Genomic DNA, 12,046 nt, shown 5'->3' with positions numbered 1-12,046 from the left:
AGGAGGTCAGCCCTTCACAGCGCCGAGCACGATGCCCTTGGCGAAGTGCCGTTGCAGGAAGGGATAGACCAGGCAGATCGGGACGAGCGAAACGACCAGGATCGCCATCTGCAGCGACTGCTGCGGCGGCATCACCTCGCCGGGGAGATCGCCGCCGACGGAGGTGTTGTCGACGACATACGTACGCAGGACCAGCTGGAGCGGCCACTTCTGCGGGGAATTGATGTAGAGGATCGCGTTGAAGTACGCGTTCCAGTAGCCGACCGCGCTGAACAGGCCGACGACGGCGACAACCGCCTTCGACAACGGCAGCATCACCCGGGTGAGGATCTGCAGCTCGTTCGCGCCGTCGATCCGCGCGGCGTCGATGATCTCGGCCGGTACGTCGAGGAAGAAGGCGCGGACGATGATGATCTGGAACGCACTGGTCAGACCGGGCAGGATCAGCGCCCAGTAGGAGTCGATCAGGCCGAGCTCCTTGATCAGCAGGTAGTTCGGGATGATGCCGGCGCTGAACAGCATCGTGAACAACACCAGGAAGAGCAACGGACGCTGACCCCACGAACCAGGCCTGGACAGCGAGTACGCGATCGAGACCACAACGACGATCGAGAGTCCGGACCCGACGACGGTGAGCAGGACGGAAACGATGGTCGCCCGCGTGACGACGCCGCCGCGGAAGATCGCTTCGTACGCCGCGAACGACGGATCGTGCGGAAACAGGACGTACCCGCCGGAACTGGTGATCTGCTGCTGGCCGGCCAGTGAGGTCGAGATGACGGCGAGGAAGGGCACGAGCACGAGCGCGCACGCGAAGATCAGGACGACGCCCTTCGCGCCACGCATCGGGTTGCTGGGCGGCGCCGTACCGCTGATCAGAGCTACCACTTCGCGTACACCCCTCTCTCGCCGAACAGATGGGCGACCTTGTTGGCGCTCAGCACGAGGATCGTGCCGATCAGGCCCTTCACCAGGCCGACCGCGGCGGCCACACCCCACGCGCCTCCGACGATGCCGTGGTTGTAGACGTACGTATCGAGCACCTCCGAGGCATCGAGGCCGACCGGGCCTTGTTGCAGGAAGATCTGCTCGAACCCGACCGACAGGACATCGCCGAGCCGGAGGATGAGCAGCAGGACGATCACTGGGCGGATCGCCGGCAGGGTGACGTGCCAGAGCTGCCGCGAGCGTCCGCCGCCGTCGACGGCGACCGATTCGTAGAGCTGTGTGTCGACGCGGGACATCGCGGCCAGGAAAATGATCGTGCTCCAGCCGGCGTCCTTCCAGATCACCTGCGAGGTGATCAACGGGATGAACAGGTCAGGGTTGCCGATGATCTGCAGCAGCGGCAGGTCGTGCGCACGGGCCCACGTGTTGTAGAGGCCCGCGTTGCCGAGCATGTGCTGGAAGATCGCGACGACGATCACCCAGGACATGAAGTGCGGCAGGTAGAGGATCGACTGGGCAACCCGCTTGAGGCGTTCGCTCAGCAGCGAGTTGAGCAGGAGGGCGAGCGCGATCGGCACCGGGAAGACCAGAACGAGCTGCACGGACGAGATGACCAGTGTGTTGACGAGTGCGTTGACGAAATCCGGATCGCCGTCGATCACCACCCGGAAATTGTCCAGGCCGGCCCACGGCGCTTCCGCGATGCCGAGATACGGCTGGTAGTCCTTGAACGCGATCACGTTCCCCAGCAGCGGGATGTAGTGGAACAGGACCAGCAGCAGGATCCCGGGCAGTCCGATCAGCAGAAGAAACCGATCGCGCCGGAACCTCTCCCAGCCGGACAGCATGTTTTTCTTGGGATGCTTCCTGAATTTGCTGGTGTCGTAGACCTGCGCGCCCGCCTGGTTGTAGGTGGGCGACCTGTCGACTCTGGATCGTTCACGGGTGCTCACTGGTTCGCGTACTCTTCGCGAATCTTGTCGCCGCCGCGCTTCTTCCAGGTGGCGACGGCGTCGTCCCACGAGCTCAGCGGCTTGCGGCCGGAGATGATGTCGAGCTCGGCGGCGTTGATCAGCTTGTCCAGCCCGTCGGACTTGCTGATCGAGGTCGCGGAGTAGAGCGCGGCACCGGGATTCGCGAGCAGGTTCGGGACGATCTTCTCCTGGTACGCGCGTTGCACCCGGACACGCTGTTCGTTCGACGGGCCCAAGACGTGCGGCGCGTCGGCGACGTACTCGAGCGGGAGGCTGACCTGGGTCTTGCCGACAGACGTCCGTTCGGGCTTGTCGTCCTTCCAGGTGTAGTGGACGCCCTCGACCCCGAACCGGCGGAACATGTACTCGCTGGTCCCGAGCGGCGCGGCCAGCCAGTCACAGATCCGTAGCAGCTGCTTGACCCGGTCGTCGTCCGCCTTCTTGAACGCGGTCAGCGCGAAGATCGCGGCGCCCTCTCGCTGCACGGGCTTGCCACCGTCGAAGCCCGGCACGGGCATTGCGCCGACGTCGACGCCGTACGTGTCGGCCATCAGGTCCCAGGCGGCGTACCCGTCGGCGTTCAGCGCGATCGTGCCGTTGCCGAAGAGGTCGCGCAGGTTCAGCTTGCCGCCGAGCGAGTCGGGGTGGAAGACGCCGGCCTTGTAGAGCTCAGCCGTCCGGGCGACAGCCTCCTTGCGCTCGGGGACCTCCAGCTCGGAGACGAACCTGCCGCCGTCGAGCTTCCAGACATTCGGTACGCCGAGCATGTTGCCGATGAAGGTGGTCACACCCTTGCTCGCACCGAACGCCCAGTGGTTGCCCTTGGCATCGGTCAGGGCCTTCGCCAGCTCCACGAACTCTGCGTAGCCGGCCGGCTCCGGGTTCAGCGAGCGCGCCTTGATCAGGTCGGCGCGGCTGAACAGGATCGTGCCGATCACCGACCGCGCGATCGGGATCGCGTGGATCCCACCCTTGTACATCGCCTGGAACCACGACTCGGTCGGCAGGTTCGCCAGGAACTGATAGTCCTTGATCGCTGCCCCGGACAGGTGCGGGGTCAGATCGGCGCAGAGCCTGCTCAGCATCTCGCCGCGGTTGGGGAACTTCGACGCGATCATCATGATGTCCGGCAGGTCACCACCGGCGACGACCGTCGACAGCTTGCTGACGTAGTCCGCGGCCGGGGTCATCGTGATGTCGAGGTTGGCACCGACCCGATCGTTCAGCGCCTTCCAGTAGGCGTTGCTGCCGACGCCGGGAGGGGCCGGGTTGAACATGTTGGTGAGGATCTTGACGTCACCCGCACCGGCGCCGGGCTTGTCCTTGTACGCGTCGACCAGCTTCCGCGGGTACTTGAAGAAGCCGGGCATGACGCCCTTCGCCGTACCCGGAAGGTCGGGCTCGACCAGGCCGTACGGCACGTAGTCGGGCGGCGTCGCCTTCGCGGCGGCCTTCGCCGTCGAAGCCGGGTTGCCGGATCCACCGCAGCCCGCCAGCACGGTCCCGGAGGTTGCCGCGAGCAACGAGACGCCGCTCAGCGTGAGGAACTGCCGCCTGTTGGACTGCATGGCTTTCTCCTAGGGTCAGTGGAGCTCGGGCAGGCTGAGAACGCTGCCGTGCTCGGTCAGGGCGGCGGCGAGCGCCGGGTAGTCGTAGTCCTGGACGGCCTGGCCGGTCCGCAGCGACTGAGCCAGCAGCTCTCCCGCGGCCTCGCCGAGCATCCCGTAGTTCGGCTCCATCCGGGCGGACAGGTAGCCGACATGACTGGCCGAGAAACAGATCGGTACGACGAGGTTCGCGACCCCACCGCGGGCCGGGAAGAGGACCTCGGCGGGGAGCTGGTAGAGGTCGACCGGGCCGTTCTTCTCGGTTCCGGTCACGGTTCCCTCGCCGACGATCGTGTCGTCGCCTTCGGGGTAGTACTGGACGATGTGGCAGTCGATGCCGTAGTTCCAGCAGCAGACCGGCGTCGCCTTGGTGTTGCCGGGCTTGCGGAGATCGTGCTGGGTGAGCACGGTCTGACCGATCATCCGGCGCGCCTCCCGGATGTACAGCGCGTGCGGAAACCCCGGTCCATAAGGGCTGTCGGTGAACTCGTCCGGCGGGAGTCCGAACCGCCGGGTGTCCGCGCGGAACGTCTCCGGCAGGGAAGGATCGTTGACCAGCCAATAGAGCATTCCGCGGTGCCAGCGGACGTGCTCCGCGATCACCTCGTCGCGACGCTGCCACGTGCCGTCCGGGTAGTCCCAGGACGCACCCGGAAGGTCGAAGCCGACGTACAGCGCCTGGTTGGTCTGGTACTTGCCGTTCGGCAGCAGAGCGGTGTGGGTGACGATATCCGACAGACCCCGGATGCCACGCTGCTCGAGCAGCTGGCCGAGGTACGTGTAGAGCTTGGCGTCGTAGTCGTCCGGCTTCTCGAACGGCAGCCGGTCCGGGCCGGTGTCGAGGACACCACGGAAGTTGTACGCCTGGGTCTTGAGGTCGCCTTCACCGGCCTTCTCGGTCGGCACGGATCTGACCGGGTACAAGGTGTTCGGCCGGAAGGACCGCCGGCGGTAGGCCCGGCCGGGCAGGAATCCGCCGAGGGGTTCGTCGTACCGGCCGGCCGGCTCGCGACCGACGGCGTACGGGACTCCGGCGGCGGCGAGCAGGTCACCCTCGTACGACGCGTCCACGAAGGCTCGTGCTCGTCGCCAGCCGTGGCTGGTGCGGACGGCCCGGATCCGGTCGCCGCGGACCTCGACGTCGTCCTTGCCGTGGATGCGTTCGTTCGCCAGGACAACGGCTTTCGCGTCGTCGAGGAGCTGCTGGGCGATGCCTTCGGCAACCTTCGGCTCGAAACGGTACTGCGGTCCGTCCGGCCGCCCATCGGCGTCGTACGCCGCTGCGATGCCTCGGAAGAACCGGCTGTGGGTCAGACCGGCGAGCGCGGCCATCGTGTTGGGAGTGTCGCTCTTCACCAGGCCGCCGGCGACGATGCCGCCGACGTGACCGGTCGGCTCGAGCACGAGGCTGCGATAGCCCCTGAGCCGGAGTCTGGTGGCGGCCATGATCCCGGCGAGCGAGGCGCCGTAGATGATGATGTCGTAGTCGTGATCCATCAGCCGGCCTTCACGCGGCGTTCCGGTGCGGCATGCACCGGGGTCGGGTTGGATGCCTGTGACGGCCGGGTGCGGGCGATGTCGTCCGGCCACTTCACCGGCACGCCGAGAGTACCGGTCAGGGTGCGCTGCAGATCTTCGGTCTGCTGCGCTGCGTCGGCGACGGCGTGCGGCTCGGAGTTGGTGCTCAGGCACTGGGCCGCGAGCGCGCCGACGGCCTCGCCGATGCTCCACTCGACCGGATGGAGCCGATAGCAACCATTCGTCAGGTGGGTGGTGCCGATGTTCTTGTTCGCCGGCAGGAGGTTACGGACCCGTTGCGGGATCAGCGCACCGAGCGGGATCTGGAACGGGTACACCTCGAGGTTGACGTAGTTCACACCGGCCGTGCTCGGGTGCAGGTCGATGTTGTAGTGGCCGACGCCGACACCATCGGGGAAGAACTCGGCGCCTTGGCCTTCGGGGCGGTCCACGACGGCGACGTGCTGCTCCAGGATCGTCTTCCGCGCGCGGATCCGGCGGGATTCGCGGATGTACGGCGCCATGGCCAGGCCGTCCGCCGTACCCGTGAGGTCTGGGCGCAGCTTGAGGCCCGGGTATCCCTGGCCGCCTTCGTGGTTGGGCGCTTCGGTCTGCATCCAGTGCAGGTAGGAGAGGGACAGCTCACGACAGCGCTCGAGCGCACGCTCTTTGTCGGTGCCCGGCCCGATCAGCGGGGACTCCCAGTAGTCGACGTTCGGCCAGTTGACCAGGGAGATGTCGGTGTCGATCACGGACCGGTCGAACTGGCTGCGGGCGCGGATCCGGCGGAAGTGCCACAGGTCAGCGGCGTACGGGAGATCCAGGTCGACCTCGAAGATCCGGTTCTCCCGGCCCTCCATCGTGCGGATGTCGATCTTCCGCCACGACAGCTGCGGGTTCGGCCAGAACGGGTCGACGTGGGTCTTCCAGTGGGTGTAGGACGCCGGCCGGTCGACGGTGTGGTCCTCGCCGGGCCGGTACTCCAGCGGGAAGCACCAGGTGATCGCCTGCTGGTCCATCGGGTCCGCGGTCCCGGCGGCGAACTGCTCGCCGGTCTCGCTCTGCGCTTCGGCTCCGAGCACGTGCTCTACGCCGGCCAGCTCGAGCAGATCACCCAGCTCGGTTGCGTCAACGATAAGCTGGGCGGTCACGGTGACCAGGTTGCCGTTGTTGTCCAGCGTGACGGAGGTGACGTGGTCGCCGTCGGTCGTCGCTGCGATCGGGACGTGGTGGTAGAGGACGATGATCCGGCCTGCGGAGATGTACGGCGCGAGGAGTTCGTCGATGACCGCGACGCCGACGCGCGGCTCGTGGCAGAGGCGGCTGACGTTGCCGAGACCGGGGTTGAGCTTCGGCTCAGCTGCGGCGGCCGGAGTCAGCGGATAGTTGCGGCGGTAGTAGTCGCGGATCCGGGTCCGCAGCTCGCGGTAGCCGGACGAGATGTGCCGGCTCTCGATCCACGGGTGCTCGTCGGACGGCACCGCCTGCGAGGTCAGCTGGCCACCGAGCCAGCTCGTCTCCTCGGTCAGCACCACCTGGTGCCCCAGCTTGGCCGCGGTCAGGGCCGCCGCGACACCGCCCAGGCCGCCGCCCACCACCAGGAGGCTGGCGCTCAGCTCACGATCACTCACAGAACCGTCCTCATATCTGCTAATACTTCAGCATAATTGTCTTGGAGAATTGCGGATCAGCGTACGCTCGGACCGCCGGTCCGTGTCAATACCTCGTTGCAGAAGCATTTCGGCGCTATGAAGTATTTGCTGATTATCAGCAGCTCGAGTGATACAACGGTTCGCATGACGCCAGCTCTCGAAGGTCTCCACTACCACCGGCTGCCGCCCGTGTCCGAACCAATCGATCAGTTGGACGCCGACGTCGTGGTGTACGGCGCGACCTCCGGCGGGGTCATTGCCGCGGTCCGGGCCGCCCGGGCCGGTCTGAGTGTCGTTCTGCTCGCGTTCGACGACCGGGTCGGCGGCATGACCGCGTCCGGCCTGGGTGAGACCGATGTGGGCGATCCGGCGACTGTCGGCGGGTTGGCGCGCTCGTTCTATGCCGAGGTCGCGGCCGTGTACAAGGCGCCGAGTCCGCACTGGAAGGTCGAGGCGGGTGTGGCTGAGGAGATCTTCCTGCGCTGGTTGGTCGATGCGGGGGTCGTAATGCGCCGCCGACGCCACCTGTTGGAGGTGAGTCGGCAGGGTGGACGCATCACGGAGCTCCGCACCGACGACGGATCGACGTACCGCGGGAAGGTTTACGTCGACGCGTCGTACGAAGGGGATCTGCTGGCAGCGGCTGGGGTTTCGTACGTGGTCGGCCGTGAGGCGACCGACGTGTACGGCGAACCGCTGGCGGGGGTGCAGCGGAGCATCAACCACCAATTCGAGCGGCCGGTCGATCCGTACGTCGTACCGGGACAGCCGTCGAGTGGGCTGCTGCCGGGGATCTCCGCCGAGCCGCACGGGCCGATCGGGTCCGGCGATCGGCACGTGCAGGCGTACAACTTCCGCTTGCATGTGACCAACGGGCCGGGTCGGCTGCCGTTCCCGCGGCCGGAGGGGTACGACGCTTCCCGGTACGAGCTTTTGCGTCGGTACATCGACGCCGGCGTGTACGAGTTGTTCGGACGGACCACGCGGGTGCATGGGAACGTGTTCGACATGAACAACCACGGCGCCTTCTCCTCCGACCACATCGGAGCGAGCGATGAATGGCCGGAGGCCGATTACGTAGGCCGGGAAGCGCTGTTCCAGGACCATGTCCGTTACCAGGCCGGCCTTCTGCACTACCTCTCGACCTCGCTCGAGTTGCCGGCCGACGTTCGGGAGGCGACGGGTGCGTTCGGGTTGGCGCCGGGTGAGTTCGAGGCAACGTCGCAGTGGCCGCATCAGCTCTACATCCGGGAGGGTCGGCGGATGGTATCCGGGCATGTGATCACGCAACACGAGGCGACCGGGCGGACCGTCGTACCCGACCCGATCGCGGTCGCGTCGTACGTGATGGACTCGCACAACGCGAAGCGCGTGCTCGTGGACGGGCATCCGCGCAACGAGGGCAACGTGCAGGCACCGCTGGCCCAGCCGTTCGGAGTGTCGTATCGCGCGATCGTTCCGCGTACTGAAGAGTGCACGAATCTGCTCGTCGCGGCGACCGTTTCGGCGTCGCATGTGGCGTTCTCCTCGGTGCGGATGGAGCCTGTGTTCATGACCGTCGGTGAGGCGGCCGGATGCGCGGCGGCGTCCGCGGTCGCGGCGGGCGTCGCCGTACAGGAGGTTGCGTACGACGACCTCCGGCGCGAACTGACCGGAGCAGGTGGCATCGTTGGGTGGCCCAGAGGGGAGGCGGCATGAAGCGCTCGGCTTCACGGCAGGCGGACGTGGCGAAGGCGGCCGGGGTGTCGCAGTCGACCGTCTCGATGGTGATGAACGGGACCGCCGACCTGGGCCGGATCTCCGCGGGGACGCAGCGACGGGTGATGGATGCGGCGCGGCGACTGCAGTACGCGCCGACCGGGCCGCGCCGGGCGGTCCCGCGGACGAGCCCGCACCTGCTCGGCGTGCACACGTTCGAGCCGATCTTCCCTACGAGCTCGCGCGACTACTACTTCGAGTTCCTGCGCGGGATCGAGGAGCAGGCGGCGGTCGACGGGTGCAATCTCGTCCTGTTCACGGCCGCTCCCGACGAGGCCGGTGTACGACGGATCTTCGCGGACGACACGAATCGTCTCCGGCAGGCGTCCGGGAGTCTGTTGCTGGGTCATCACGCCGATCGGGAGGATCTCGCGCGGCTCGCGTTCGAGGGGTATCCGTTCGTGTACATCGGTCATCGGGAGGTGCCGGGTGCGTCGATCAGCTATGTGGGGGGTGATTACCGGACCGCCACTGGGGAGATCGTCGACGATCTGGTGGCGTTGGGGCACCGGGCGTTCGCGTACCTCGGTGAGGCCGAGCGGGACGAGCCACAGGTCGATCGGTGGTCCGGGTTCGCTGGTGCGCTGGAGCGGTTCGATCTGCCGGTGCCGTCGCCGGTGTTCGATCAGCCGTCCGGGGTGACGACTGCTTGGCTGGATCAAGCGTTGGCAGCTGGAACGACGGCGATCCTGGTCGAGTCGGTCAGCCTGCTGCGGGTGCTCGCGGCGATGATCAGCCTGCGGGGATTGAGCGTGCCTGGCGATCTGTCGGTCGTGCTGCTGGTCGACGACGAGAACGAGATCAGCTCGATGCCGTGGGCAACCCTCCGGATTCCGCGGAACGCGATGGGCCGCCGGGCGGTGCGGTTGTTGACGACTCTGCTGACCGATCCGGACGGCGATTATGACCGGCAGATCCTGTTGCCGTGCGCCCACTCGCTGGAGGGAACGGCGGGACCGCCGCCGCGGTAGCGTGCTTGCCAGCACTCGTGAGCGGATGAAGTTGAGGTAGTCACAGCCAACCCCGCCGACTCGCCCGTAGCGGGGGCGGTCAATCCGCGAGTTCGGCCTCGGCTGCGATGTTGCGGATGCCGCGTGGCCTGCCCGATCGGACCCACAAACGGTAGAGGCCGGCGGCGATGGCCAGCGCTGCGCCGATGGAGATGATGGGGTCTCCTCGGGTCAGGTTGACTACGAGGGTGAAGGTCACCGCGACGGCGCCCAGCAGGTTGATGATCAGGAACCCGTGGTGTCGTTCACGCAGCGAGAAGCGGGCCATTGCGACCAAGCCGGCCAGGAAGCTGACGAACACCGAGGCGGCGTAGAACAAGACCAGTTGCTGGTCGCGGCCTCCGGCTGCGGCGGTGACGATTCCGGCCGCGACTGCGAACACCACGACAGCCCAGTACGGGGTGTGGTGGGTGTTGGTCCGGCCGACCCAGCCGGGCAGGATACCGGTGCTGGGGCCGTTGGGATGGGTGCGGCGGGCCAGAGCCTTGAACAGACCGGGTCCGGCCTGGAAGGAGGAGCTGGCCGCTGACAACAGCAGCAGTGCGGTGGCCAGCTGGAACGCGGCGAACACCGGCCCGGAGGCCGCGGCCCGGGCGAGTTCGGCGATCTGGGTGGTGTTCTCGTGTGGAACACCGATGCTGAGCCGGACCGCCTGCGCGGTCAGGCCCAATGTCAGCGTGCCGACAACACCGAGAGTCAGCCATAGCGTGACGCGGCCGAACCTGCGCCGCCCGGGGTCGTCGAGCTGCCCCAACTGGGCGATCGCTGATGACGGGGCCTCGATCCCTGTCGCGAGCGCCATCGCGACCGGAAACGCCAACGCGACCGCTAGCAGTGGCGAATGGCCTGGGTCTCCAGTAGTGACACCGGTTGGTTGCGGGGCGACGAACAGTCCGGACACCAAGATCACCACGGTCAAGGCGATGAAGACGACCGTCATGACCGCGAACACCGTCCGGCCGAGGTGCCCGAACCAGGTGCCTGCCGCAACAACAGCGACCAGCGCAACCGCGAGCAGGACCCGCCACGGTGCGAGCGCCGGAACGAACGCGATGACCGCTGATGCGCCGGCGGCAGAGCTGATGGCGATGGTGAGAACGAAGTCGACGATCAGCGCACCGATCGGCACGAACGCCGCCCCCTCGCCGAATGCCTCACCAGTGGCCGCCGCGGCGCCGCCGCCTTGCGGATAGCGGGCAACCAGCTGGTGATAGTTGACGATGACGAGCACCACAATCGCGACGACCAAGCCCATCGTTGGCAGCAGCAACGCCAGATCGCCGTGGAGCGCCCGCAGCGCCGCCTCGATCGCATAAGCCACCGACGACACCGGATCGGCCATCACCGCGAACGCGAACGCGAATAGCAGCACCGGCCGGCTATGCATCAACACCGCCGCTGAACCTGCCCTTTTACCACCGCGGCCAGTTTGCGGGGAGCCCATACCGTGCGCCTTTCGTCGGAACATGCATCAGCAATCGCCGACCAGACTTCCCGGCACACCACTGCGAACCCTACTGCACAGTCGAACTGCGGCTGCTCCGTCGGGCCCCGGCCGACGCTGAGTCCACACACGCAAAACGTCGCTGAACAGGCACACAGTGATGACCGGTCCGCGCAGACTCCAAAGTCCCTGGGTCAGCGTGATTTTGGCTGTCCGGCGAGCAGCCTCATCACGCCGGGCAGTACAGAGATGCTGATCTCGGGGTCGATGGCTCGTTGCACGCCTAGCCCGACGCCGAGGCTGAGCACGGCGGTCGCGCAGTCGGCGGCCGACATCGGCAGCTCGATGCCGAGCTCGCGGGAGTGGACGTCAAGCAGACTCGCGACGGCGTCGCGGACAGCGCGGTTGCGCTGCGCGAGTTCGCGCCGGACCAGGTCGGAGTGCCGGGCCCGGGTGGCGAACTCTGCCTCGAAGTCGGTCCAGGCCTGGTCGCCGATGGTGACGTCGGCCCAGCGTTGGAAACCGTCGAGGAGACCGTCAAGGGTGTCCGCGCCGGACATGTACGTGAGCATCCGCCCGATCTGACGCGCCCGGATGGCGTCGACCACGGCCAGGCAGACCTCGTCCTTGTTGGCGAAGTTCGAGTACACCGCGCCCTTGGAGTACCCGGCCTCGTCCGCGAGCTTGTCCAGCGACGTGGCCGCGTACCCGTCGCGCAGGAACAGCTCGGTCGCGGTGGCGATGAGCTTCTCCCTGGTCAGCGCCTGGCTGTCGGCGCGGTTCATCCGTGGCACAGCACACAGCTTAGTCGTCAATCCCGCCTTCACCTTCCCACAGTATCCAAATACCGTTAGTATCCGAAAGCATGAGCCGTGGATTGGTGCTGGGATGTGGAGGGCCGGTCGGTTTCGCCTGGACTGTGGGCGCGCTGATCGTGGCCGAACGCGAGCTGGGCTGGGACGCCAGGTCGGCCGACATGATCGTTGGGACGTCCGCGGGGGCCGAGCTGGCGGCGTTTCTCGGCTCCGGTATCGCGGCGGCGGAGCTCGCCGACGGTCTGCTCGGCGACCCCGCACTGCCGGTGGTCGCCGAGCACCTCACCGCCGGCCCTGGGTTGCTGCCGCCGTGGCCGCGC

General features: G+C 67.1%; 9 protein-coding genes and 1 pseudogene. 3 read left to right on the top strand and 7 right to left on the bottom strand.

Features of this window, described 5'->3' with window-relative positions; translation table 11 throughout:
- Positions 1-6: 6 nt before the first annotated feature.
- From ABZ004_RS34300 to ABZ004_RS34280, 5 genes are read right to left on the bottom strand one after another with little or no spacing between them, the layout of a single operon-like run.
- A complete protein-coding gene (locus tag ABZ004_RS34300; RefSeq protein ID WP_355685553.1) occupies positions 7-888 on the bottom strand; it encodes a carbohydrate ABC transporter permease in 882 nt (293 codons plus the stop codon).
- Positions 882-1,901, bottom strand: a complete 1,020-nt coding sequence (locus ABZ004_RS34295) for an ABC transporter permease subunit (RefSeq protein WP_355685551.1) — start codon at positions 1,899-1,901, stop codon at positions 882-884. The genes ABZ004_RS34300 and ABZ004_RS34295 overlap by 7 nt, the downstream gene beginning before the upstream one ends.
- Entirely contained in the window at positions 1,898-3,490 is a 1,593-nt protein-coding gene (locus tag ABZ004_RS34290; RefSeq protein ID WP_355685549.1) for an extracellular solute-binding protein, read from the bottom strand. The genes ABZ004_RS34295 and ABZ004_RS34290 overlap by 4 nt, the downstream gene beginning before the upstream one ends.
- A gap of 15 nt (positions 3,491-3,505) precedes the next feature.
- Positions 3,506-5,026: an FAD-dependent oxidoreductase gene (locus ABZ004_RS34285; RefSeq protein WP_355685548.1), complete on the bottom strand. Its 1,521-nt coding sequence runs from the start codon at positions 5,024-5,026 to the stop codon at positions 3,506-3,508.
- Positions 5,026-6,678, bottom strand: coding sequence for an FAD-dependent oxidoreductase (locus tag ABZ004_RS34280; RefSeq protein WP_355685546.1), 1,653 nt, complete (start codon positions 6,676-6,678; stop codon positions 5,026-5,028). The genes ABZ004_RS34285 and ABZ004_RS34280 overlap by 1 nt, the downstream gene beginning before the upstream one ends.
- Before the next feature lie 165 nt (positions 6,679-6,843).
- On the opposite strand from ABZ004_RS34280, the gene ABZ004_RS34275 reads away from it, so the two are divergent.
- Both ABZ004_RS34275 and ABZ004_RS34270 read left to right on the top strand, forming a co-directional pair.
- Positions 6,844-8,397, top strand: a complete 1,554-nt coding sequence (locus ABZ004_RS34275; RefSeq protein WP_355685545.1) for an FAD-dependent oxidoreductase — start codon at positions 6,844-6,846, stop codon at positions 8,395-8,397.
- Positions 8,394-9,428, top strand: coding sequence for a LacI family DNA-binding transcriptional regulator (locus tag ABZ004_RS34270; protein WP_355685543.1), 1,035 nt, complete (start codon positions 8,394-8,396; stop codon positions 9,426-9,428). The genes ABZ004_RS34275 and ABZ004_RS34270 overlap by 4 nt, the downstream gene beginning before the upstream one ends.
- Before the next feature lie 79 nt (positions 9,429-9,507).
- Here the strand turns inward: ABZ004_RS34270 and ABZ004_RS34265 are convergent, their stop codons facing one another.
- Both ABZ004_RS34265 and ABZ004_RS34260 read right to left on the bottom strand, forming a co-directional pair.
- The gene (locus ABZ004_RS34265) at positions 9,508-10,839 is read right to left on the bottom strand and encodes a hypothetical protein (protein WP_355685541.1); all 1,332 of its coding nucleotides are present in this window, start codon (positions 10,837-10,839) and stop codon (positions 9,508-9,510) included.
- A 266-nt stretch (positions 10,840-11,105) separates the two neighbouring features.
- Positions 11,106-11,696 carry a TetR/AcrR family transcriptional regulator gene (locus ABZ004_RS34260; protein WP_355685642.1) on the bottom strand — a complete coding sequence of 197 codons (591 nt, stop codon included), beginning with the start codon at positions 11,694-11,696 and terminating at the stop codon, positions 11,106-11,108.
- An 80-nt stretch (positions 11,697-11,776) separates the two neighbouring features.
- Between ABZ004_RS34260 and ABZ004_RS34255 the strand changes: the two are divergent.
- Positions 11,777-12,046 (top strand): annotated as a pseudogene (locus ABZ004_RS34255) (patatin); the annotation flags it as partial.

The organism is Kribbella sp. NPDC006257 (genome assembly GCF_040613535.1).
Lineage (GTDB): Bacteria > Actinomycetota > Actinomycetes > Propionibacteriales > Kribbellaceae > Kribbella.
The sequence above is the reverse complement of the archived record's forward strand: the minus strand, read 5'-3'. Positions and strand labels throughout refer to the sequence as shown.

Excerpts from the sequence above, each read along its gene's own strand:
- ABZ004_RS34290 (WP_355685549.1), bottom strand. The coding sequence starts at position 3,490 with ATGCAGTCCAACAGGCGGCAGTTCCTCACGCTGAGCGGCGTCTCGTTG.
- ABZ004_RS34285 (WP_355685548.1), bottom strand. The coding sequence starts at position 5,026 with ATGGATCACGACTACGACATCATCATCTACGGCGCCTCGCTCGCCGGG.
- ABZ004_RS34275 (WP_355685545.1), top strand. The coding sequence starts at position 6,844 with ATGACGCCAGCTCTCGAAGGTCTCCACTACCACCGGCTGCCGCCCGTG.
- ABZ004_RS34270 (WP_355685543.1), top strand. The coding sequence starts at position 8,394 with ATGAAGCGCTCGGCTTCACGGCAGGCGGACGTGGCGAAGGCGGCCGGG.
- ABZ004_RS34260 (WP_355685642.1), bottom strand. The coding sequence starts at position 11,696 with ATGAACCGCGCCGACAGCCAGGCGCTGACCAGGGAGAAGCTCATCGCC.